The organism is Ornithinimicrobium carbonis (genome assembly GCF_050703245.1).
GTDB lineage: Bacteria > Actinomycetota > Actinomycetes > Actinomycetales > Dermatophilaceae > Ornithinicoccus.
Genome location: NZ_CP192647.1, coordinates 3,753,874 through 3,775,272 on the forward strand (window position 1 = coordinate 3,753,874; position 21,399 = coordinate 3,775,272).

Annotated in this window: 17 protein-coding genes and 9 pseudogenes; 5 read left to right on the plus strand and 21 right to left on the minus strand. The window is 71.8% G+C overall.

Going from position 1 to position 21,399, the window contains the following annotated elements; genetic code table 11:
* Nucleotides 1-33 precede the first annotated feature (33 nt).
* Nucleotides 34-2,384: pseudogene (locus ACQ95T_RS18865) on the minus strand (excinuclease ABC subunit UvrA).
* A gap of 44 nt (nucleotides 2,385-2,428) precedes the next feature.
* Here ACQ95T_RS18865 and ACQ95T_RS18870 point away from each other — a divergent pair.
* A complete protein-coding gene (locus ACQ95T_RS18870) occupies nucleotides 2,429-2,875 on the plus strand; it encodes an iron chaperone (protein ID WP_425943353.1) in 447 nt (148 codons plus the stop codon).
* Between the two features lie 177 nt (nucleotides 2,876-3,052).
* On the opposite strand, the gene ACQ95T_RS18875 is transcribed toward ACQ95T_RS18870, so the two are convergent.
* From ACQ95T_RS18875 to ACQ95T_RS18890, 4 genes and pseudogenes are all read right to left on the minus strand, one after another.
* Complete coding sequence (locus ACQ95T_RS18875) at nucleotides 3,053-3,499, minus strand: fibronectin type III-like domain-contianing protein (protein WP_425943463.1); 447 nt, start codon at nucleotides 3,497-3,499, stop codon at nucleotides 3,053-3,055.
* Between the two features lie 164 nt (nucleotides 3,500-3,663).
* Nucleotides 3,664-4,764: a DnaB-like helicase C-terminal domain-containing protein gene (locus tag ACQ95T_RS18880; RefSeq protein ID WP_431473292.1), complete on the minus strand. Its 1,101-nt coding sequence runs from the start codon at nucleotides 4,762-4,764 to the stop codon at nucleotides 3,664-3,666.
* Nucleotides 4,765-4,811: 47 nt separating this feature from the next.
* Nucleotides 4,812-5,707, minus strand: a pseudogene (locus ACQ95T_RS18885) (DnaB-like helicase C-terminal domain-containing protein).
* Between the two features lie 33 nt (nucleotides 5,708-5,740).
* Nucleotides 5,741-6,439: pseudogene (locus ACQ95T_RS18890) on the minus strand (DnaB-like helicase N-terminal domain-containing protein); the annotation flags it as partial.
* 487 nt (nucleotides 6,440-6,926) lie between these two features.
* Here ACQ95T_RS18890 and ACQ95T_RS18895 point away from each other — a divergent pair.
* Nucleotides 6,927-7,439 (plus strand): Hsp20/alpha crystallin family protein, encoded by a 513-nt coding sequence (locus ACQ95T_RS18895; RefSeq protein WP_431473293.1) that lies wholly within the window; start codon nucleotides 6,927-6,929, stop codon nucleotides 7,437-7,439.
* Between the two features lie 76 nt (nucleotides 7,440-7,515).
* Nucleotides 7,516-8,844 carry an MATE family efflux transporter gene (locus tag ACQ95T_RS18900; RefSeq protein WP_425943356.1) on the plus strand — a complete coding sequence of 443 codons (1,329 nt, stop codon included), beginning with the start codon at nucleotides 7,516-7,518 and terminating at the stop codon, nucleotides 8,842-8,844.
* Nucleotides 8,845-8,908: 64 nt separating this feature from the next.
* Here ACQ95T_RS18900 and ACQ95T_RS18905 read toward each other — a convergent pair whose 3' ends face one another.
* The 15 genes and pseudogenes from ACQ95T_RS18905 to rpsF all read right to left on the minus strand — a co-directional run bounded on the left by ACQ95T_RS18905 (nucleotide 8,909) and on the right by rpsF (nucleotide 17,162).
* Nucleotides 8,909-9,106, minus strand: a complete 198-nt coding sequence (locus tag ACQ95T_RS18905; protein WP_431473294.1) for a hypothetical protein — start codon at nucleotides 9,104-9,106, stop codon at nucleotides 8,909-8,911.
* 82 nt (nucleotides 9,107-9,188) lie between these two features.
* Nucleotides 9,189-9,311: pseudogene (locus ACQ95T_RS18910) on the minus strand (monovalent cation/H(+) antiporter subunit G); the annotation flags it as partial.
* The gene (locus tag ACQ95T_RS18915) at nucleotides 9,308-9,703 is read right to left on the minus strand and encodes a monovalent cation/H+ antiporter complex subunit F (protein ID WP_431473295.1); all 396 of its coding nucleotides are present in this window, start codon (nucleotides 9,701-9,703) and stop codon (nucleotides 9,308-9,310) included. The gene ACQ95T_RS18915 and the pseudogene ACQ95T_RS18910, both read right to left, overlap by 4 nt.
* A gap of 85 nt (nucleotides 9,704-9,788) precedes the next feature.
* A pseudogene (locus ACQ95T_RS18920) lies at nucleotides 9,789-10,178 on the minus strand (Na+/H+ antiporter subunit E); the annotation flags it as partial.
* Nucleotides 10,175-11,731, minus strand: a pseudogene (locus ACQ95T_RS18925) (Na+/H+ antiporter subunit D). The pseudogenes ACQ95T_RS18920 and ACQ95T_RS18925, both read right to left, overlap by 4 nt.
* A complete protein-coding gene (locus tag ACQ95T_RS18930) occupies nucleotides 11,728-12,273 on the minus strand; it encodes a Na(+)/H(+) antiporter subunit C (protein WP_425943361.1) in 546 nt (181 codons plus the stop codon). Before ACQ95T_RS18930 ends, ACQ95T_RS18925 begins: the two are co-directional and overlap by 4 nt.
* Nucleotides 12,270-12,980: a hydrogen gas-evolving membrane-bound hydrogenase subunit E gene (gene mbhE, locus ACQ95T_RS18935; protein WP_431473859.1), complete on the minus strand. Its 711-nt coding sequence runs from the start codon at nucleotides 12,978-12,980 to the stop codon at nucleotides 12,270-12,272. The genes ACQ95T_RS18930 and mbhE overlap by 4 nt, the downstream gene beginning before the upstream one ends.
* Complete coding sequence (locus ACQ95T_RS18940) at nucleotides 12,887-13,534, minus strand: hydrogenase subunit MbhD domain-containing protein (RefSeq protein WP_431473860.1); 648 nt, start codon at nucleotides 13,532-13,534, stop codon at nucleotides 12,887-12,889. Before ACQ95T_RS18940 ends, mbhE begins: the two co-directional genes overlap by 94 nt.
* A complete protein-coding gene (locus ACQ95T_RS18945; protein ID WP_431473927.1) occupies nucleotides 13,534-14,091 on the minus strand; it encodes a hypothetical protein in 558 nt (185 codons plus the stop codon). Before ACQ95T_RS18945 ends, ACQ95T_RS18940 begins: the two co-directional genes overlap by 1 nt.
* 17 nt (nucleotides 14,092-14,108) lie before the next feature.
* Nucleotides 14,109-14,606 carry a proton-conducting transporter membrane subunit gene (locus tag ACQ95T_RS18950; protein WP_431473861.1) on the minus strand — a complete coding sequence of 166 codons (498 nt, stop codon included), beginning with the start codon at nucleotides 14,604-14,606 and terminating at the stop codon, nucleotides 14,109-14,111.
* Nucleotides 14,607-14,685: 79 nt separating this feature from the next.
* A pseudogene (locus ACQ95T_RS18955) lies at nucleotides 14,686-14,979 on the minus strand (proton-conducting transporter membrane subunit); the annotation flags it as partial.
* A 376-nt stretch (nucleotides 14,980-15,355) separates the two neighbouring features.
* Nucleotides 15,356-15,802 (minus strand): 50S ribosomal protein L9, encoded by a 447-nt coding sequence (rplI, locus tag ACQ95T_RS18960; RefSeq protein ID WP_425943363.1) that lies wholly within the window; start codon nucleotides 15,800-15,802, stop codon nucleotides 15,356-15,358.
* 17 nt (nucleotides 15,803-15,819) lie between these two features.
* Nucleotides 15,820-16,056, minus strand: coding sequence for a 30S ribosomal protein S18 (gene rpsR / locus ACQ95T_RS18965; RefSeq protein WP_075959211.1), 237 nt, complete (start codon nucleotides 16,054-16,056; stop codon nucleotides 15,820-15,822).
* 140 nt (nucleotides 16,057-16,196) lie between these two features.
* Nucleotides 16,197-16,825, minus strand: a pseudogene (locus tag ACQ95T_RS18970) (single-stranded DNA-binding protein).
* 49 nt (nucleotides 16,826-16,874) lie between these two features.
* Entirely contained in the window at nucleotides 16,875-17,162 is a 288-nt protein-coding gene (gene rpsF / locus ACQ95T_RS18975) for a 30S ribosomal protein S6 (RefSeq protein ID WP_425943365.1), read from the minus strand.
* A gap of 243 nt (nucleotides 17,163-17,405) precedes the next feature.
* Here rpsF and ACQ95T_RS18980 point away from each other — a divergent pair.
* A pseudogene (locus tag ACQ95T_RS18980) lies at nucleotides 17,406-18,576 on the plus strand (nucleotide sugar dehydrogenase).
* Nucleotides 18,577-18,685: 109 nt separating this feature from the next.
* The gene (locus ACQ95T_RS18985) at nucleotides 18,686-20,311 is read left to right on the plus strand and encodes a hypothetical protein (RefSeq protein ID WP_431473296.1); all 1,626 of its coding nucleotides are present in this window, start codon (nucleotides 18,686-18,688) and stop codon (nucleotides 20,309-20,311) included.
* Nucleotides 20,312-20,339: 28 nt separating this feature from the next.
* On the opposite strand, the gene ACQ95T_RS18990 is transcribed toward ACQ95T_RS18985, so the two are convergent.
* Nucleotides 20,340-21,392 carry a glycosyltransferase gene (locus ACQ95T_RS18990; RefSeq protein WP_425943368.1) on the minus strand — a complete coding sequence of 351 codons (1,053 nt, stop codon included), beginning with the start codon at nucleotides 21,390-21,392 and terminating at the stop codon, nucleotides 20,340-20,342.
* Nucleotides 21,393-21,399 lie beyond the last annotated feature (7 nt).

The window sequence follows — 21,399 nt, forward strand, 5'->3', positions numbered from 1 at the left end:
CGCCGGACGGTGGGCCAGCACGGCCACGACGGCTCAGGTCCTGGCCACCGACCCACCGCCGACCGCGGCCCGCAGGTGCTGCGCGGTCAGGGTGTCGGAGCCGTCGACCATCGCCTGCGGGGTGCCCTCGAAGACGATCCGGCCACCCTCGTGACCGGCCCCCGGCCCCAGGTCGACGACCCGGTCCGCCTGGGAGACCACAGCCAGGTTGTGCTCCAGGACGATGACCGAGGTGCCGCCGTCGACGAGCCCGTGCAGCATCTGCACCAGCCGGTGGGTGTCCGCCAGGTGCAGGCCGCTGCTCGGCTCGTCGAGCACGACCACCTCGGCCTCGCGCAGCTGGGCGGCCAGCTTCAGCCGCTGGCGTTCGCCGCCGGACAGCGTGGTCAACGGCTGTCCGAGCCGCACGTAGCCCAGGCCCACGTCGAGCAGGCGGCGCAGCACGGTCGCCGCCTTGCCGGTCGTGAACACCGCCGAGGCGTCCTCGACCGACAGGTCCAGCACCTCGTCGATGGTCAGCCCGTGCAGGCGGTGCTCCAGCACCTCGGGCCGGAAGCGCCGGCCCCCGCACTCCTCGCAGGGCGTGCTCACCCCGTGCACCATGACCAGGTCCGTCCAGAGACCCCCTGGCCCCGGCACACCGGGCAGGCACCCTCGGAGTTGGGGCTGAACATCGAGGCGGGCACCCCGTTGGCCTTGGCGAACGCCGTCCGGATCGGGTCGAGCAGTCCGGAGAAGGTCGCCGGGTTGGACCGTCGTGACCCGCGGATGGAGGACTGGTCGACGATGAGGATGCCGTCGCGTCCGGCCAGCGAGCCGTGCACGAGCGAGGACTTGCCCGACCCGGCCACCCCCGTGACCGCCACCAGCACCCCCAGGGGGACGTCCACGTCGACGTCGCGCAGGTTGTTGGTGCTGGCCCCCCGGATCTGCAGGTATGCCGTGGGCTCGCGCACCTGGGTGCGCAGGCTCGGGCGGTGGTCGAGCCACTCCCCCGTCACCGAACCGGAGGCGGACAGGCCCCCGGGCGCACCGGCATACACCACCTGTCCTCCGTCGCCGCCGGCTCCGGGGCCGATGTCCACGACGTGGTCGGCGAGGGCGATGACCTCGGGCTTGTGCTGCTCGACGACGAGCACGGTGCTGCCGCTGTCCCGCAGCTGGAGGAGGAGCTGGTTCATCCGGGCGATGTCGTGCGGGTGCAGGCCGACCGTGGGCTCGTCGAAGACGTAGGTGACGTCCGTGAGGGCCGAGCCGAGGTGGCGCACCATCTTCACGCGCTGACCCTCGCCGCCGGAGAGGGTGCCGGTGGCCCGGTCCAGCGAGAGGTAGCCCAGGCCGACGTCGATCATCGAGCGCAGCACCCCGGCGAGCCCCCTGGTGACCGGTGCGACCGACGGCTCCTCGAGCTCCTCCACCCAGGCCAGGAGGTCGCCGAGCTCGTCCGAGGAGCACTGGGGCAGGGTGCGGCCGTGCACGGTGGCGGTGCGCGCGGCCTCGTTGAGGCGGGTGCCGTCGCACTCGGGGCAGGGGCCGGTGGTGGCGATCCGCTCCTTGAACCGCAGCACGTGCGCCTGCTTGGGCTCCACGTCGCCGAACCAGCTGCGGCGGAAGCGGGTGACAAGGCCCTCGTAGGTCATGTTGATGCCGGCGACCTTGACCTTGGTGGCCGGCTGGTGGAGGAGCCAGTCCCACTCCTCCTGGGTGTAGTCCCGCAGCCGCTTGTCCGGGTCGATCCGCCCGCTCTCGGCGTAGCTGCGCCACATCCAGCTGCCCACCCCGAGGTTGGGCGCCTCGATCGCCCCCTCGTTGAGCGAGCGGTCCCGGTCGAGGAAGGTGTCCGGGTCGATCCGGGCGACCGTCCCCAGACCTTCGCAGGCCGGGCACATCCCCCCGACCACCGAGAACTCGCGCACCTCGGCCTGGGCGCCGCCCTTCTCCACGGTCATCGTGCCGCGGCCGGAGGCGGAGGCGAGGTTGAACGAGAAGGCCGAGGTGGGGCCGACGTGCGGGACGGACAGCCGGCTGAAGATCACCCGCAGGTAGGTGAGGGCGTCGGTGGCCGTGCCGACGGTGGACCGGGCGTTGGCGCCGATCCTCTCCTGGTCGACCACGATCGCGGCGGTGAGGTTCTCCAGGTGGTCCACCTCCGGCCTGGCCTGCGGAGGCATGAAGGACTGCACGAAGGTGGAGTAGGTCTCGTTGATGAGCCGCTGGGACTCGGCCGCGATCGTGCCGAAGACCAGGGACGACTTGCCCGACCCGGACACGCCCGTGACGACGGTCATCCGTCGCTTGGGCAGGTCGACGTCGATGCCGCGCAGGTTGTTGACACGGGCGTTGCGGACGCGGATGGTGTCGTGGGAGTCGGCCGGGGTGGTCATCCCCCGATCATGGCAGCCGGCACTGACGGGCGAGGAGCCACGACATGACTGCGGACAGCGACCGGACCGGAGGCTTCAGCGAGGCCGAGCGGGGGGCGATGAAGGCCCGGGCCGAGGAACTGCGGGCCGAGAAGGGCGGCCGGAAGAAGGCCACGGACCTGGAGAAGCTGTTCGAGGTGATCGAGGCGATGCCGGAGCAGGACCGCGCGATCGCGGCAGGACTGCACACCCTCGTCTCCGAGACCGCCCCGGGGCTGGACGGTCGCACGTGGTACGGCATGCCGTCGTGGGCGAGGGACGGGGAGATCCTGATGTTCATGCAGCCGGCGGGCAAGTTCGAGACGCGGTACGCCACGGTGGGCTTCAACGACGGGGCCGCGCTGGACGACGGGGACATGTGGCCGACCTCGTTCGCCGTCACCCGGCTCACGCCCGAGGTGAGGAAGCGGGTCGTCCAGCTCCTGGAGCGGGCGGTGGGCCAGGACTCCTGACCCCTGCCGCTCGCTCAAGGGGGGACGAGCTCCGACGCCGGGGTCGTAGCCCCCGAGAGCGCAGACACCTCGGCCATCGTCCGGCGCTGCGCCCTCCGACCGCACGAGTGCACGACTTGCTCGGCAGATTCCCTCGATCGGGCCGAACGGTGCGTGCAGTCGTTCCCTACCCCCTCGTCAGCCAGCGACCGCGAGGGTCAGCTCGTGGGGCGTGTCCTCGCTGGAGGTGCCGACCAGCACCCGGTGGTCACCGGTTGCGACCCGGAAGGAACCTGTCGCGTAGTCCCAGACCGACAACGGCTTGGCCGTGGCCCGCGGGTCGATGGTGACGGCCACCTCGGCAGACTCCCCGGGCTCGAGCCACACCTTCTGGAAACCGACGAGCCGCTTGGGCGGCTGGCCCGTGGCGGGGATCGCGACGTACACCTGAACCACCTCGGCTCCCCGCCGGTCACCGGTGTTGGTCACCCGGGCCCGGACGTGGACCGGCTCCGTCCCGTCCGTCGTCGCTGCCGACAACGACACGTCCCCGACCTCGAAGGTCGTATAGGAGAGCCCGTAGCCGAAGGGGAACACCACGAAGCCCTCCGCGCCCTGGGCAACCGCTGGATCGGAATCCTGCACGGCTGCCTCAAGCACCGCACCCCCTACGACGAACACACCGCCTGGGCCCACCGCCACGCCACGGCAGCTTGACACGTTAGACCCCTGGGATATCTAGGGGAGCGCGGCAGGAACCTTCAGGTCGCGGGCACCGCCGTCCCGGGCTGATCGCAACCTAGGAGCAGTCAGAAGTTGCTGGCCATGTTGGTGAAGCGGGAGTAGTGACCCTGGAACGCCACGACCACGGTATCCGTGGGGCCGTTCCTGTGCTTGGCCACGATGACGTCGGCCTCCCCCTCCCGGGGTGATTCGCGCTCGTACATCGACTCGCGGTGGAGCAGGATGACGACGTCGGCATCCTGCTCGATCGAGTTGTGGACGGCGATGCCGTTGGCCACGAAGTTGTGGTTGCCCAGGACCGTCGCGTCGAAGACCTCCTCGACGCCGTCCAGCTCGACGGACACGACGTCGTCGAAGAGGACGTCGTTGACGGCGGCGAGATCCAGGTCCTCGGTGTCCAGCACGTCCACCACGGTCGCGAGAGCACCGCCCGTCGTCTCCCGCTGCAGGACCCGGGCCATCTCCTGCCACAGTGGCGCAGGCTGATCGAGGACGGCACGCGGCTCCGTGCGGACGTCGCCCGCTTCGACCAGGGCCAGCGCACGAGCGACCTCCGGGCCCAGGTCCACCTGCGGCGCGATCTCGCGGAGGAACCGCCGCTGGTCGTCCTTCTCCACCACGGCCAGAGTCACCGTCGCGGCCATGCCCCACTGGCGCGTACTGATGCCGAACCGGAGCAGCTGCCGGGACATCTGGTCGGCAAGGGCAGAAGGCCCTGTCCAGTCGATCACGACACCGCCGTCAGTGACACGCACGGCACCTCCGAGCTTCCAGAGCGAACCGACGAACAGGCCGATCTGGCGCTTCGACATGTGAGCGGCGCTGTCGGGCGGCGAGTCGAGCTTCCCGCTGTCGAGGTCTCGGGCCATGGCCCGCACCTGGTTGTCGTCGCTCCACGGCTCGTGCTTCTCCGGGGCGGGCACGTGCCTGGGCACCGCGATCCTGTCACCGGCGCGGAGGTCGCCCAGCTGCTTCCACCCGTCGTAGGTCAGGAACGGGTGGTTCTCGGTGGCCCGGACGGTCTTGCCGGAGGTCAGCGTGAGACGGAAGACCGGCCGGGTGCCTGTCGGGAAGACATGGGTCAGGTGCCGCCGCACGTAGCGCAGCGACTCGTCCAGCGACCACACGGGCACGTCCCGCTCACCGGTCTCATGGAGATCGCCCATGGTCACCTCGGCCCCGGTGTCGGCCCGCAGGACCCTGGTGTCGGCCGTCAGGCAGCCCGACTCGCGAAGGTCGCGCTCATCTGCGGCTTCTTGTCCGTCCGCTGCTCCGGCCCACGGTTGAGCTGGGACAGGGCGATGAGCGGGACCTCGAGCTCTTTGGCGAGCAGCTTCAGGGCCCGGCTGAACTCGGCGACCTCCTGCTGACGGGACTCCACGCGCTTGCCCGAGCTCATCAGCTGCAGGTAGTCCACGACGACCAGCTTGAGGTCGCTGCGCTGCTTGAGACGGCGACACTTGGCACGGATCTCCATCAACGACATGTTCGGCGAGTCGTCGATGAACAGGGGCGCGTCGTGGTGCGTCCCTGCGTCTCCGCCAGTCGGGTCCAGTCGCGGTCGCGCATGTTGCCCTTGCGCATGTTCTGCAGCGGGATCTCCGACTCCGCCGAGAGCAGTCGCATCGTGATCTCGGTGCGGCTCATCTCCAGGGAGAAGACGACGGTCGGCAGCCGGTGCTTGATCGCTGCCGCCCTGGCCACGTCCAGGGCGAAGGTCGAGTTGTGGGTCGGAATCATCGAACGACCCGCGAGGTAGAGGTGCTTCTCGTCGTCGACCTGCACGCACCGCACGGGGACGGTGTCCACCGTCTCGACCCTCGTCACCGTCCAGGCCGCCGCCTCCTGCGCACCCCCGGGCCGCGCAACGGTGACAGTGGCTCCCGACGCGACGGCCCGATCCACCTCGGTCGTCGTCACGGTGGAGGCAGCAGCTCCCTCGGTCAGGCTCAGGTGCCAGAGGTGTTCGGCGTCGGCCGTGATGACCGACCCGTCGGAGAACTCCACCTCGTAGCAGGGACGGTCGAGCATGACCTCCGTCGCCGCCACCACGGTGGTGGGTCGGCCGTCGGCACCCAGCAGCTGGTCGCCGACCCGGACCTCGCCCATGGTCGTCCAGCCCCTCGGCGTCGGCAGCGGCGTGTCCAGCGCCAGGGCCTTCCCCACAGCCGGCCTGGCCGCCACGATCACCATCTGCCCGGGGTGCAGCCCGTTCGTCAGCTCGTCGAGCTCGGTGAACCCCGTCGGCACCCCCACCATCTCCCCGGTGGAGGAGGCGTTGTGCTCGATCTCGTCCGTCGTGGGCTGGATGAGGTCGGCGAGCGCGTGGTAGTCCTCCCCGCCCCGCTTGTCGGCGACCGCGTAGATCTCCGCCTGGGCGGTGTTGACGCTCTCCTCGACGTCCCCGCCGCCGTAGCCGATCTGCACGATCCGCGTCCCCGCCTCCACCAGGCGGCGCAGCACCGCCCGTTCGGCGACGATCTCGGCGTAGAAGGAGGCGTTGGCCGCGGTCGGGACGCCCGCGATGAGCTGGTGCAGGTATGCCGTGCCGCCCACCCGGGCGAGCTCGCCCCGCTTGGTCAGCTCGTCGGCGACGGTGATGGCGTCCACCGGCTCGCCGCGGGAGAAGAGGTCGACGACGGCCTCGTAGATCCGCTCGTGCGCGGGCCGGTAGAAGTCGACGGGCCGGATGAGCTCGGAGCACTCGCCGATGGCGTCCTTGGACAGGAGCATGGCCCCCAGGGCGCTCTGCTCGGCCGCCACGTCCTGCGGCGGCAGCCGTTCCTCGGGCGAGCCCTCCCCCGGAGGCCCGTACGTCCGTTCCAGCTCGCTCAGCGACATACGCCCTCCTGCTCTCTCGCCCCGACAGGTCCCAAGGTCACCACGGCCCACCGACAGACCATCGACGCGTCACGGTACGCCGCCCGGGGACCTCCCCCAAGACGCCCCTGTGGACAGACTGTGGAGCACGTGTGGACCCGCGGTGGACGACACGCGACGGCGAGGGCGGCTCCTGTGGACGGACCTTGTGGACAACGGTGCGACACAACGGTCGCAGCCCCCCTGACCTGCAACTCCTTCAGCCACATCCTGTGGAGGAAAGATCGTTCCGACAATCTTCTGCGACCCCTCCCGGACCACCCCCGGGCGTGTCGCCGGTCTCGCGCGAGGTGTCGGGAAGAGATGCGGACCCCGCCGACGTTTGGCACTCTAGAAGCAAGAGTGCTAATCCTGGAACGAACCAGCAGGTGAGGCACTCGCCCACCAGGACCGAGGGCGGATCCGGTGCCGCCGGACCACCTCCCTCGACCGCACAGAAGGAGGAAGCATGAGCCGTTTCGACCCGTTCCGTGACCTGGACCGCCTCATGTCGGAGACGATGCGCACCCCCGCGGCCTCGGCGATGCCGATGGACCTCTTCCGCGCCGGAGAGACCTTCGTCGCCAGGGTGGACCTGCCCGGTGTGGACCCCGGTTCCATCGACGTCGACGTCGAGGACCGGACCCTGACCATGACCATCCGCGCCGAACGGCGCGAGGAGTCCGACGCCGAGCAGTGGCTCTCCCACGAGCGCCCCGCCGGGACGTTCGCCCGCCAGCTGACGCTCGGCTACGGCGTTGCCCTGGACCGCATCGAGGCCGACTACACCGACGGGGTGCTCACCCTGACCATCCCGGTGGCCGAGGAGGCAAGGCCGCGCAAGATCCAGGTGGCGCACCGCTCCGGCCTGGGCGGCGGCGACAGCGTCCGCGGCGAGGTCACCCAGCACGGGGACCGCTCCGAGGACGAGTCCGGCGAGCAGTCCGACCGCTCGGGCGAGGAGCAGGCCCGGAGCGCCTGATCCCACGCCCGGCGCGACCCCGGGCCCGGCACCGCACGGTGCCGGGCCCGTCGTCGTGCTGGCACACTTGCCGCTCGTGAGCAGCGCCCCCGATCCCGCCGCCCTGCGCCGGGAGGTGCTGCGTCTGGCGGTCCCGGCGTTCCTGGCCCTGGTCGCCGAGCCGCTCTTCCTGCTGGCCGACTCGGCGATCGTGGGCCACCTGGGGACCGCCGCCCTGGCCGGCCTGGGGGTCGCCAGCGCGGTCCTGCTCACCGCCGTCAACATCTTCGTCTTCCTGGCCTACGGCACCACGGCGGTCGTGGCCCGCCGCCTCGGTGCCGGTGACCAGCGGGGTGCCCTCAGCGCCGGCATCGACGGCATGTGGCTGGCGGTGCTCCTCGGGGTGCTCGCCGCCGCCGCGACGGCCCTGTGGGCCCAGCCGGTCGTCGAGATCTTCGGGGCGACCCCGACGGCCACCGCGGAGGCGGTGACCTACCTGCGGGTCTCCACGATCGGCATACCCCCGATGTTGCTGGTGCTCGCTGCGACCGGGGTGCTGCGGGGGCTGCAGGACACCCGGACCCCCCTCGTCGTCTCCGTCGTCGGCTTCACCGCCAACGCGCTCCTGTCGCTGCTCCTGGTCCACGGCGTCGGCTGGGGCATCGCGGGCGCGGCGTGGGGCACGGTGATGGCCCAGACCGGGATGGCCGTGGCCATGCTCGCCGTCGTCGTGCGCGCCGCGAGGCGGCTGGACGCCCCGCTCGGTTTCGCCGCCTCGGGCGTGCTGCGCGCCGCCGCGGGAGGGGTGCCCCTCCTCGTGCGCACCCTGTCCCTGCGGGCGGTCCTGCTCGTCACCACCTGGGTGGCCGCGGGGCTGGGGGAGCCGGAGCTGGCGGCCCACCAGGTGGCGATGACGGTATGGAGCTCGCTCGCCTTCGCGCTCGACGCGCTGGCGATCGCGGCGCAGGCCCTGGTCGGCAAGGCGCTCGGCGCCGGCGACGTGGCGGGGACCCGGGCGGCGACCGCAATGATGGTCCGCTGGGGGGTGTGGTTCGGGGTGCTCCTCGCCGCCGTCATCGTGGCCACGCACCGCGTCGTCCCGCTCGCCTTCTCCACCGACCCGCAGGTGCACGCCGCCCTGGGCGCCGCGCTGCTCGTGGTCGCCCTCGGCCAACCGGTCGCCGGGATCGCCTTCGTGCTCGACGGGGTGCTCATCGGGGCCGGGGACGCCCGCTGGCTCGCGTGGGCCCAGACCGTCTTCCTGCTGGCCTACCTGCCGCTGGCGCTCGCCGTCCGGGCCCTCGACCAGGTCGGGGTGACCGGGCTGGTGTGGCTGTGGCTGGCCTACACCGCCTGGATGGCCGTCCGCGCCGCCGGGCTGACGTGGCGCTCCCGGCAGGACGCCTGGATGGTCACCGGCGCCTGACCGACGCGGGGGGTGGTGCGGGGTGCCGGCGCCCGTGCCAGCCTCGCCGCCGGCGCCGCGCGGCTCACCCCTCGTCCAGCTCCCGTCGCGGCTGCGGCGGGCCCGGCTCGGCACCCTGCACGCCGGGCACCGGTCCGGCCGACCGCCGGGCCAGGTGGATGTCCGCCGGCTCGACCTGGCCGGTGCGGAAACCGGCCCGACCGGCCATGTGGGCCCCGGCGGGGATCGTCAGCAGCTGGAAGACGCCGATGAGCAGCAGCATGCCCACGTCGAGGCCGGAAACGGGTGCGCAGGCCCACCCCCAGCAGCACGAGCAGCACGCCGAGCACCTGCGGCTTGGTCCCCGCGTGCATCCGGGTCAGCAGGTCGGGGAAGCGCAGCAGGCCGATCCCGGCGGCCAGGCACAACAGCGCGCCGGCCAGGAGCGCGACCAGGCCGAGCAGGTCGGCGACGTCGGTCCAGCTCATGGCTCCAGCCGCCCTTCCTGGGACGTGGGATCGCGGTCCCGGGCGACGAACCGCGCCACGGCGACCGAGGCCAGGAAGCCGACGAGGGACAACGAGATGAGCAGGGGCAGCGTCGTCGACCCGCTCGTCAGCGCGGCGTGCGCACCGAGCGCGCAGACGACCACCGAGACGAGCACGTCGGTGGCCACGACCCGGTCGAGCACGCTGGGGCCGATGGTGATCCGCACGAGCGTCAGCGCCGCCGCCACCGCCAGGACGCCCCCGACCGCCCAGGCGAGCACGCTCTCCACCACGTCCAGGGTCATCGGGGCTCCTTTGCGGGTCCGGGGGTTCAGCAGCTGCTCGGCACGGGGGTCGAAGGCCCGCAGCACCCGGGCCTCCTGGGCCAGCACCCGCCGGCGCACCGCCTTGGCCTGCCCGGGGCGTGGACACGTCCAGGGCGTGCAGCGTCAGCAGCCGCTCCGACGGCTCCAGGTCGATGACCACCGTCCCGGGCACCAGCGCCGTCATCTCCGCGGTGATCGTCTGCAGCAGCTCGTCGTCGCCGGCGAGCTCGAGGTCCATCACCACGCCGCGCACCGGTGGTCCGGGCCGCACCGTCAGCCAGGCCACCTGGAAGGAGGCCGCCACCACGTCGGCGAGGAACCGGCTGACGAGCACGGTGAAGGCCCAGGGCTTCAGGCGCAGCCGTACACGCACGCGGGGCAGGGGGAAGACCACGAGCACGAGCACGGCCGTCAGCACCCCGCCCGCGAGGACGACCGGGGAGGGGTTGCCCCACAGCAGCACCCAGACCACCGTCAGCCAGGTCACCGACCACCACGACAGGCGCCGAGGGGTATGCCGTCGCGTCACCGGGGGACTCACGGGCTCACCCCCGATCCCAGCACCGCGTCGAGGTAGGGCGTGCGCAGCATGAGGTCGACGGCCGCCCGGGTGGTGACGTCGTAGAGCGGACCCGCGACGACCACGAGCGCCACCCCGAGGGCCACGAGCGCTCCCGTGGGCAGGAGCACGCCGAGCCCCAGCGCGCCGTGGTGCCCGCCGCGCAGGGGTCCGCTGCCGGTGATCCCCTCGGGGTTCTCCGACCAGAACGCGCGCCCCCAGACCCGCGCGACGGCATACAGGGTGAGCAGGGAGGTGACCACGGAGGCGACGACGAGCGCCCAGGCCAGCCAGCGCCCGTCGTCCACGCCCGCCTGGATGAGGCCGACCTTGCCCAGGAAGCCGGTGAACGGCGGGATGCCGGCGAGGTTCATCGCCGGGATGAAGAACAGCACGCCCACGATCGGGCTGATCCGCGCCAGGTCGCCCAGGCGGGGCGGTGTCCGTGGAGCCTCCGACGCGCTCGACCAGGCCGGTCACGAGGAACAGGGTGGTCTGGACGAGGATGTGGTGGGCGACGTAGAAGATGGCCGCGGCCAGGCCGATCGTGCTGCCGAGCGCGATGCCGAAGAGCATGAAGCCGATGTGGCTGACGAGGGTGTAGGACAGCATCCGCTTGATGTCGTCCTGCACGATCGCGCCCAGGATGCCCACGACCATCGTCAGCAGCGCCGCCCACAGCAGCAGGTCGTCGAAGCGGGTGTCGGGGAACAGCAGCGTCTGCGTGCGGATCATGGCGTAGATGCCGACCTTGGTCAGCAGGCCCGCGAAGACCGCAGTCACCGGCGCGGGCGCCGTGGGGTAGGAGTCCGGCAGCCAGCCGGACATCGGGAACACGGCGGCCTTGACCGCGAAGCCGATGAGCAGCATGACGTGCAGCAGGGCGGCGGTGCCCGGCTGGATCTCCCCGAGCCGCTGGGCGAGCAGCAGGGCAGGTTCACCGTCCCCGCGGCGGCGTAGACCAGGGCGATGGAGGTCAGGAAGATCATCGAGGAGAGCAGGCTCACCAGGACGTAGGTGGTGCCCGCCCGCACGCGCTCGGCCGTCCCGCCGAGGGTGAGGAGGACGAAGCTCGCGGCCAGCAGCATCTCGAAGCCGACGTAGAGGTGGAACAGGTCCCCGGAGACGAAGGTCGTGGTCACCCCGGCCGCCAGCACGAGGATCGAGGGGTGGAAGACCGGCAGCGGGGAGTGGCCGTCGGACTCGTCGTCGAAGGAGCTCGCACCCTGCCCCACGGAGTAGGCGAGCACGCCCATGGTCACCGTCGTGGAGACGATGATCATCAGGGCCGCCAGGCGGTCGACGATCAGGACGATGCCCTCCCACGGCAGCCAGCCGCCCACCATCATGACCTGGGGGCCCTGGGTGTCGGCGGCCCAGAGCAGCCAGCCGGCCAGGACGAGCATCGCGGTCAGCACGCTCATGCTCACCACGCGCTGGACGGCGGTGCGCCCGGTCGCGGCCAGCGTGATGCCCGCGCCGATGAGCGGCAGCACGACGAGCAGGGGCACCATCCAGGCCCAGGGGGTCGTCATCGGCGCTCCCCCCGCTCCTGGTCGGCGTCGCGAGGGTGGTCGTCGTCGTCGTCCTCGTCGAACTCGTCGTGCGCGTGGGCGGGCGGCACCTCGGAGTGGTGGGAGCTCTCGGTCCGGTACCCCTCGGCCTCGATCTCCTCGCTGGTCTCCCGCGCCGACGGTCCCGAGCCCACGTCGTCGGCCTCGGCCCGGGCGTGGATGCGGGCGGACTCGGTGTCGTCGTCCACGAGGTCGACGCCGGAGAGCTGGCGGCCCCGGTGGGCCAGGGCGAGCACGAACGCCGTCATCGCCAGCGTGATGACGATGGCCGTGAGCACCAGGGCCTGGGGCACCGGGTCCGACATCTGCTCGCCCGGCTCCGCCGCGCCGACGATCGGGGGCGCCCCGGGAGGACCGGAGGCGACGATGAACAGCAGGTTGATCCCGTTGCCCATGAGCAGGAAGCCCATGAGCGCGCGCACCAGCGACCGCGACAGGAACAGGTAGGTCCCGGTCCCGACGAGCGCCGCCGAGGTGAGCACGAGGGTGAGGTTGGGGATCATCGGCCGGCCACCCGCTTCTTCTCGTCGAGGGCGATCTCGTCGATCCCCGAACCGAAGCTGCGCAGGATGTCGAGCATGAGGCCCAGCACGACCAGGTAGACGCCGACGTCGAACAGGAGCGAGGTCACCACGTGGACCTCCCCCAGGAGGGGCACGTGGACGTCGGTGATCCAGGTGCGCAGGGCGGGGGAGCCGAAGAGCATCGGCAGCACGGCGGAGCCGCCGGCGATGAACAACCCGGTGCCCAGCAGCGACGCCGGGCGGACCGGCAGCGCGGCGCTGAGCTCGGCGCCGTAGCCGGCGAGGTAGCGCAGGCACAGGGCCAGCCCCGCCACGATGCCGGCGGCGAACCCGCCTCCGGGCTGGTTGTGTCCGGAGAGCAGCAGGTAGATCGACCAGACCATGATCGTGTGGAAGACCAGGTGGGTGACGATCTCCAGGATGGTCGAGCGCCGGTCCGGGTCGAGCAGGTCCACCCGTGCGATCCACGGGGTGACCGGCGCCGGCTCGTCCTTCCCGACCTCCAGGGGCTCCCCGCCCGGACGGGCCCACTGGTCCCGGGCGCGCAGGATGCCCTCGGCCGCGCGGCGCAGGTTCTCGTCGCGCAGGAAGATCAGGCTGGCCACGCCGGTCGCGGCGGCCAGGATGACCGACAGCTCACCCATCGTGTCCCAGGCGCGCACGTCGACGAGGATGACGTTGACGATGTTGTAGCCCCCGCCGTAGTCGACCGCCCGTTCCGCCAGACCCGCGCCGGCGGCGGCTCCTGCACGCGCGACCCGGCGGCGATCACCGCCGCGGTCCCGACGACACCGGCCGCCGCCGTGCCGATGAGCGCGCGCACCCGGCGGTTGGTCCGGGTGGGGTCGTCGGGGAAGCGTCCGGACAGGCGGCGCAGGACCAGGACGAGCACGACCAGCGTGACGGTCTCCACGAGCAGCTGGGTCAGCGCGAGGTCCGGGGCGCCGTGCAGGAGGTAGAGGTAGGCCGTGCCGTAGCCGGTCACCCCCACGAGGAAGACCGCCCGCAGCCGGCGCCGGGCGCGGGTGGCCAGGTACGCGGCGGAGACGACGAGCACGGCCGTCGCGACCTGGGCGGCGGAGTCCGCGAACCGCACCGAGGGCCAGGAGACCTGCCGGGTGAACATCGTCACCGTGGGGACCACGACGATCACGGCCACGATGGTGCCGAGCAGGACGGGCAGCGAGCCCCGCTGCAGGAAGCCGGTCACCTCCAGGGCGACCCGGTCGGTGCCGCGCATCAGGTGGTGGTAGCCGCGCCCGGCGTCGAAGGGCGACAGCGGCACCGGCACCTCGACGGGGCGGCGCGACTGCACGCCCCACCAGAGGCGCCCAGCACCCACACGAGCACCGAGACCCCCAGCGCCGGGGTCAGCCCGTGCCACAGCCCCAGGTGCACCTCGGGGCCGGGAACGTGCGCGACCAGCGCCGTGTGCGGGGCCAGCACCTCCTCGAGCGCGGTCGAGGTCACCCCGAGCACCAGACCGCCGACCCCCAGGACGACCGGCACGGCGACGAGCACCCACGACGGCCGGTGCCAGTGCGGCGGGGACGGGTCCCCCAGGGGCGGGCGCGAGCGGTCGGTGAACGCCCCCCACAGGAAGCGGAAGGAGTATGCCGCGGTGAGGACCGAGCCGAGCACGACCGCCACTGCGGCGCCCCCCTGCAGCGAGACCCAGCCGTCGGCCGGGTCGAGCACCGCGGTGAGCGCGGCCTCCTTGCCGACGAAGCCGAGGAGCACGGGCAGCCCGGCCATCGACAGCGCCGACAGGGTCGCGCCCGCCGCGAGCCACGGCATACGTCCGCGGACCCCCGTCAGACGGGGATGTCGCGGGTGCCGGTGGCGTGGTCGATGGTCCCCACCGCCAGGAAGAGCGAGGACTTGAACAGCGCGTGGGCCACGAGCAGGGTCAGCCCGGCGAGGGTGGCCCCCGTGCTGCCGTAGCCGAGCAGGATGACGAGGAAGCCCAGCTGGCTGACGGTGCCGTAGGCGAGGAGCAGCTTGAGGTCGTTCTGCCGGGTGGCGCGGAAGGCTCCCAGCAGCATGGTGGCGCTGCCCAGGACCAGCACGGTGACCTGCCAGGCCGGCAGGTCGGCGTAGGCGGGGGCGAACCGCGCGACCAGGTAGACGCCGGCCTTGACCATCGCGGCGGCGTGCAGGTAGGCGCTGATCGGGGTCGGCGCGACCATGGCGCCGGGCAGCCAGAAGTGGAAGGGCACGAGGGCCGACTTGGTCACCGCGCCCACGAGCAGCAGGACCACGCCGACGCTGGTGGCCGTCCCCGCGGTGGGGAAGGCGACCAGCTCGCTGATCCGGTAGGTCCCGCGCGGCGTTCCCGAGCAGGACGATGCCCACGAGCATGGTCAGGCCGCCCGCGGTGGTGACGATGAGCGCCTGCTTGGCCGCGCGCGTGCTCGCGGGACTGCGCGAGAGGTAGCCGATGAGCAGGTAGCTGAGGATCGTCGTCAGCTCCCAGAACACGTAGAGCACGAGCAGGTCGTCGGCGGTGACCAGCCCGAGCATGGCCCCGGCGAAGGCCGTGAGCGAGGCCGCGAGCAGACCGACGTTGCCGCGGGTGTCGTCGCGCAGGTAGGAGGCGCAGTAGACGAGGACGAGCGTGCCGACGACGGAGACGACGAGGGTGAGCACCCAGGCGAGGGTGTCCATCCGGAAGGACAGGTCCATCCCGAGGTCGTCGACCCAGCGGATCCGTTCGGTGTGGGGCTGCGCACCGCCGGCGGTGCCGATCTGGGTGGCCGCCCAGACCGCGGTGAAGGAGGGAGCCAGGGCCAGGCCCCAGAAGACCCGGGTGCCCAGCCGCCGACCAGGCTGGGCGCCACCAGCGCCGCCGCCAGGTGCAGCACCAGCAGGGCAGCGATCATGCGACGGCCCTCCCGGGGTCTGACGTGTGCGGTCCGGCGAGTCTACCGGCGGGCGCGGACGGCCCCGACCCTCCTGGGGGTCCGGGGGAGGCGGCCGCACCACGCTGACGGCCCCGGACCGCTGCTGCGGGGCCGGGGCCGTCCGGTGGTGCGGTGGTGCGTGGTGGTGGCGTCCCGCCTCAGGAGGCGACGACGGTCACCGTGACGTCGGCGGAGACGTCGTCGTGCAGGCGCACGTGCACCGGGTGGTCACCGACGGTGCGGATCGGGGTGGGGACCTCGATCTTGCGCTTGTCGACCTGCGGGCCGCCGGCCGCGACGATCGCCTCGGCGATCTCCGCGGGCGTCACGGCGCCGAAGAGCCGCCCGCCCTGGCCCGCCCTGGCCGAGACGGTGATCTCGGCGGACTGCAGCCTGTCCTTGGCGGTCGAGGCCTCCTCGGCGGTCTTGACGGCGCGCTTCTCGCGGCCGCGGTTGATCGCGTCGACCTGCTTCTGGCCGCCCTTGGTCCAGGCCATGGCGACCTTGCGGGGCAGCAGGAAGTTGCGGGCGTAGCCGTCCTTGACCTCGACGACGTCGCCGGCGGTCCCGAGTCCGGAGACCGGCTGGGTGAGAATGAGCTTCATCAGTTCTCCTCGTCGTCTCAGCGGGCGGAGCTGGAGTAGGGCAGCAGCGCCATCTCACGCGCGTTCTTCACGGCGTTGGCGATACGGCGCTGCTCCTGCACGGTCACGCCGGTGACGCGCCGGGCACGGATCTTGCCGCGGTCGGAGATGAACTTGCGCAGCAGCGCGGTGTCCTTGTAGTCGATCGCCTCGATCTTGGCGGCCTTGAGAGGGTTCGCCTTCTTCTTGGGCTTGCGCACAACGGGCTTGGCCATCGTGGTGCTCTCCCCTTTCGTGAGAGCCCGAGCAGAGCTCGGGATGGTGTGGTTCTTCAGGTATGCAGCGGGCGGGCGGCGGACCGTCCGTCCGGTGCGGAGCGGGCCGGGTCAGGTGCTCCCGGCCCAGGTGCGGGCGGTCAGAACGGCGGCTCGTCGTAGGACGGCGCGCCGCCCCACCCTCCGCCGCCGGACTGCTGACCACCGCTGGTAGCGCCACCGGTGGCCCACGGGTCGGAGTCGGGCTGGCCGCCGGCCTGCTGGCCGCCACCGGGCTGGGCCGGCTGTGCAGCCGGCTGTCCGCCCTGCTGGCCCCAGCCGGGCTGCCCACCCTGCGGGGCACCGCCGGGCGCTCCGCCCTGCTGGCCCCAGCCGCCGCCTCCGCCGCCCTGGCCGGAGCCGCCGCGCTGGGTCTTGGTGACCTTGGCGGTGGCGTAGCGCAGGGAGGGGCCGACCTCGTCGACCTGCATCTCCATGACGGTGCGGTTCTCGCCCTCGTTGGTCTGCCAGGAGCGCGAGACGAGCCGACCGGTGACGACGACGCGGGCGCCCTTGTCAGCGACTCGGACGCGTTCTCCGCCGCCTCGCGCCAGACCGAGCAGCGCATGAACAGCGTCTCGCCGTCCTTGAACTCGTTGGCCTGGCGGTCGAACTGTCGCGGGGTGGACGCCACCGTGAAGTTGGCGACGGCCGCACCGCTGGGGGTGAAGCGCAGCTCGGGGTCGGCGGTGAGGTTGCCGACGATGGTGATGGGGGTCTCTCCGGCCATTCAGATCATCCTTGGTCCGTGGTCCTCGATGGGGGTGTGCGCGCGCGACTCAGGCGTCGCGACGCAGCAGCTTGGTCCGCAGGACGGACTCGTTCAGGCCCAGCTGGCGGTCCAGCTCCTGGGCGGTCGCGGGCTCGGCGGTCATCTGGACCACCGCGTAGATCCCCTCGGCCTGCTTCTTGATCTCGTACGCCATCCGGCGACGACCCATGACGTCGATGCTGTCGACGGTGCCACCGTCCTTCGGCACCACGGCGAGCATCTTCTCCAGCGTGGGCTGGAGGTTCCGCTCGTCGGTCTCGGGGTCGAGGATGATCATCAGTTCGTACTGACGCATGCGTGAACCCACCTCCTTCGGTCTCGTGCGGTCACGGTCTCTCCGTGACAGGAGGGCTTCATACGTCCCACCTCCCCGAGCCTGCCACGGTCGCAGCGACCGGGACCGGCGTCGTCCACAGGCGGGGCCTGCGACGGGGCGGTGAACCCGTCCACGGTACCGGGCACCGCGGACGGTGGCCTAATCCGCCCGCGCCGGGGCGCACGTCATACTGGGGCGGTTCGTCCGAGCTAGGGAGACCGTATGAAGATCGCCATCGCCGGGACCGGGTACGTGGGCCTGTCCAACGCCGCCGTGCTGGCCCAGCACCACCAGGTCGTGGCCCTGGACATCGACCAGGCCAAGGTCGACCTCATCAACGAGCGGCGCTCCCCGATCGTGGACCCCGAGCTGTCGCAGCACCTCGCGACCAACCATCTGGACCTGCGCGCGACCACGGACCCCGCCGACGCCTACGACGGCGCCCAGGTCGTGGTCATCGCCACCCCCACCGACTACGACACCGAGACCAACTTTTTCGACACCTCCACCGTGGAGAAGGTGGCCACCGACGTCCTGGGCCACGCCCCGGGCGCCACCATCGTCATCAAGTCGACCATCCCGGTCGGGTTCACCGAACGGCTGCGCTCCGAGCACCCCGGGGCGACCATCCTCTTCTCCCCCGAGTTCCTGCGCGAGGGCCGCGCCCTGCACGACAACCTGCACCCCTCCCGGATCATCGTCGGCGACACCGGCGAGGCCGGCCGCCTGGTCGCCGACCTGCTCCTGGAAGGCGCCCTGGACAAGGACGTGCCCGTCCTCCTCACCGGCTCCACCGAGGCCGAGGCCATCAAGCTGTTCGCCAACACCTACCTGGCCATGCGGGTGGCCTACTTCAACGAGCTGGACACCTACGCCGCCACCCGCGGCCTGGACACCCGCCAGATCATCGAGGGCGTGGGCCTGGACCCCCGCATCGGCGCCCACTACAACAACCCCTCCTTCGGCTACGGCGGCTACTGCCTGCCCAAGGACACCCGCCAGCTGCTGGCCAACTACGGCGACGTCCCCCAGACCCTCATCACCGCCATCGTGGACGCCAACACCACCCGCATGGACTTCATCACCGCCGACATCCTCGACCGCCACCCCCAGACGGTCGGCATCTACCGGCTCATCATGAAGGCCGGCCGGCTCGGACAACTTCCGGGCCTCCTCCATCCAGGGCGTCATGTCCCGCCTGCAGGCCCGCGGCGTCGACATCGTCATCCACGAACCCGCCCTGGCCGAGGACACCTTCCAGGGTGCCCGTGTCCTCGGCGACATCGACGAGTTCACCACCACCGCCGACGTCATCATCGCCAACCGCCTCGACGAGCACGCCCGCTCCTTCGGCGACAAGCTCTACACCCGTGACCTCTACGGCCGGGACTGACCGACGACGACCGGTCCCGGGACCCTGCACGGGGGGGGGCCGGTCCGGCATCTCCCGGGACCACGTTGCTGACGGGCCCGGGGCCCTCGGAGGCATAGGCTCCTGCTCCATGCGTCCTGACCACCGCCCCACCCCGCTGCTGGTCCTGCTGGCGGCTCTGGTCCTGGGGGCGGGGCTGCTGGTCATGTTCTGGCCCGTGCTCACGAACCCGATCGTGGCCGACGACCGCTACTGGTACCCGGACGCCGCCGGCCTGACCGACGGGTCCTACGTGGGGGTGGTGGCCTACCACCTCGCGGACCTCGACCGCACGGCGACGACCTTCGGCCGGGTCACGGTCCTGGCCTTCATCGCACGGTCCCTGACGATGCTGCTCGTCATGGACCTGGCGGTGTGGTCGGGCACCCCCCTGGTCGTCGGCCAGGCTCTGCTGAAGATCGTCCTCCTGGCCCTGATCGTGGCGACCATCGTGGCGTTCCTCCGGGTGCTGCGGCACCGTGGCCCCGACGGGTCCCTGCGCAGACTGTCGTGGCGGACCGTGGCGACCGTGACCCTCCTCGCGACGGTGCTGACGGGCGCCGGGGCGCAGGCGCACGGCCAGTTCCGCAACGGGTGGACCTCCTACGCCGTGCTCACCTGGGGCGCCGTGCTCGTGCTGATCGGGACCGTGGGCCTGATGCTGTGGCTGACCGGACTGGTCGCACGACGGGGGAACGCCGCGAAGGTCCTGGCGGTCACGACGGCGGTCCTGGTCGGCCTGTTCCTCAACACCAGCTACGAGCTCTACTACGTGGCGGTCCCGCTGGTCCTCGTGGCGCTGCTCCAGCAACCGGTGCTCGCCACGGACGCCGACCCGCGGGGGAGGCGGAGCCGGCATGCCAGGCTCTGGGTCGGCGGCGCGTTCCTCGCCAGCTTCGCGGTGGTCTTCGTGGGGATCCGCGCATGGATCGCCAACCTGTGCGCGGACCGGAGCTGCTACGAGGGCTCCCAGCTGGACCTGGGACCGCAGACCCTCGTCACGGCCACCCGCAACCTTCTCACCGCCGTGCCGGGCGGTGCCCGCACCGAGGTGAGGGCCGACCTGCGGGAACAGGGCCTGGCGGACCAGTTCCCCGGGTGGGTGACCCCGGGATCGGTGCTGCTCGCCGTCCTCATCGCCGTCGCCCTGGTCGTGCTGGTCCGGGTCACCGAGTCCCGGGACCACGAACCGCAGCAGCGCCGGGCGGAGGCCCGCCTCCTCCTCGTGACGGCCGTGGTCCCGGGCGCGGCGGCGGTCGGCACGGCACTGGTCATGGGACTGTCGAGCCTCTCCCACGAGATCGTCGTCTCGGTCGGCAGTCCTTACCGCAGCACGATGGTCACCTGGACGATGATCGCGCTCACCCTCGCCATGGTCGCCACGGCCCTGCAGACGGCACGCCCCCGGCGCCCAGCACCGACGCTGGTGGCCGCCGCGCTCGTCGTCGTGCTGTGTTCTCAGACGCTCGCCCTCAACTACCCGGCGCTGCGCGCCTCCCACATCGACCCGGACAACCACCAGGCGGTGGGCGCGGTGCACCGGGAGATCGTCCTAGGAGATCCTTCGCAGCAGGCCGACGAGCGGCGCTGCCGGACGGTGAAACAGCTGCGCAGCACGATCGGTTCGCAGTTCAGCCGGGACCGCATCCTGGCGGCGGCCGAGTCAGCCTTCCGGCACTACCACGGTGGGCCCTACTGCAGCGAGGCACCACCGTAGAACGACCCAAGACCGTCTCGGGGCACGTTCAGTCCCCCGGGAGGGTCTCGGCATTCGGGTAGCGGCGCCGCAGGGCGGTGGCCACGGCGTCCGGTGGTTGCGACCCCGCCGGGTCCAGCCGTCCGCCGCGGCGCGGGTCGTCCGCCCGTCCCGGCTCCCCGTCCACGCGGACGAGGAAGGTCGGCTTGTGCATGCTGCGGAAGTGCAGGCGCCCCACGTACTCCCCCAGGATCCCCACGGAGAGCATCTGCGCCCCCGAGAAGAGGGCGATCATCGACGCCAGGGTGGTGAAGCCGCTGACCGTCGTCCGCCCCACGACGAAGCCGTACAGGGTGAACGCGAGCAGCCCCATCCCGAGGACGAAGCAGGCGATCCCGAGCCAGCTGACCATGCGCAGGGGGACGGTGCCGTAGCCGGTGACCATGTTGAGGGTGTGCCGCACCAGACGCCGCAGGCCGTACCCGGACCGTCCCACGGTCCGCTCGTCCATCACCACGTCCACCCGGCGGACCCCCAGCGTCGTCCAGGAGAGCACGACGTCGAGGGAGACGAAGGCGTCCGCCGCGTGCGCGAACCCGTCGCGCAGCTGGGTGCGGAAGGCGCGGAAGGCACTGACGTCGTTGGCGTTGGGGACCTCGGCCAGAGCCAGGCCCGCCTTGACGCTGCGGCTGGCGAGCGAGCGCCAGAACCCGTGCTCCTCCTCCACCGCCACGCCGTAGACGAGGTCGACCATCGGGTCCTCCAGGGGCACCAGAAGCTTGTGGACCTCGCTCGGCCGGTGCTGCAGGTCGTCGTCCATCGTCACCACGACCTCGTACCGGGCGCGCAGGATGCCGGCGAGCAGGGCGTTGTGCTGTCCGTAGTTGCGCCGCAGCAGCAGCGCCCGGACCCTCGGCGACTCGCGCTCCAGACGCCGGGCGACGGCATACGTGGCGTCCGGGCTCCCGTCCACGACCAGGATCACCTCGTAGTCCTCCACCTGCGGGTGCGAGGGGTCCCCCAGCTCCTGGTGCAGACCCTCGACCAGGTCGGGAAGGGTCTGCTCGGAGCCGTAGCACGGGATGACGACGGAGACGTTCACCCGGACA

Bases quoted from the DNA above. Each gene is read 5' to 3' on its own strand.
- rplI (WP_425943363.1), bottom strand. From the start codon at position 15,802: ATGAAGCTCATTCTCACCCAGCCGGTCTCCGGACTCGGGACCGCCGGC.
- ACQ95T_RS18895 (WP_431473293.1), top strand. From the start codon at position 6,927: ATGAGCCGTTTCGACCCGTTCCGTGACCTGGACCGCCTCATGTCGGAG.
- ACQ95T_RS18870 (WP_425943353.1), top strand. From the start codon at position 2,429: ATGACTGCGGACAGCGACCGGACCGGAGGCTTCAGCGAGGCCGAGCGG.
- rpsR (WP_075959211.1), bottom strand. From the start codon at position 16,056: ATGGCCAAGCCCGTTGTGCGCAAGCCCAAGAAGAAGGCGAACCCTCTC.
- ACQ95T_RS18880 (WP_431473292.1), bottom strand. From the start codon at position 4,764: ATGGGCGATCTCCATGAGACCGGTGAGCGGGACGTGCCCGTGTGGTCG.
- ACQ95T_RS18905 (WP_431473294.1), bottom strand. From the start codon at position 9,106: ATGCTGCTGCTCATCGGCGTCTTCCAGCTGCTGACGATCCCCGCCGGG.
- ACQ95T_RS18985 (WP_431473296.1), top strand. From the start codon at position 18,686: ATGCGTCCTGACCACCGCCCCACCCCGCTGCTGGTCCTGCTGGCGGCT.
- ACQ95T_RS18945 (WP_431473927.1), bottom strand. From the start codon at position 14,091: ATGCCGTGGCTCGCGGCGGGCGCGACCCTGTCGGCGCTGTCGATGGCC.
- ACQ95T_RS18940 (WP_431473860.1), bottom strand. From the start codon at position 13,534: ATGCGCGGCACCGACCGGGTCGCCCTGGAGGTGACCGGCTTCCTGCAG.
- rpsF (WP_425943365.1), bottom strand. From the start codon at position 17,162: ATGCGTCAGTACGAACTGATGATCATCCTCGACCCCGAGACCGACGAG.
- ACQ95T_RS18930 (WP_425943361.1), bottom strand. From the start codon at position 12,273: ATGATCCCCAACCTCACCCTCGTGCTCACCTCGGCGGCGCTCGTCGGG.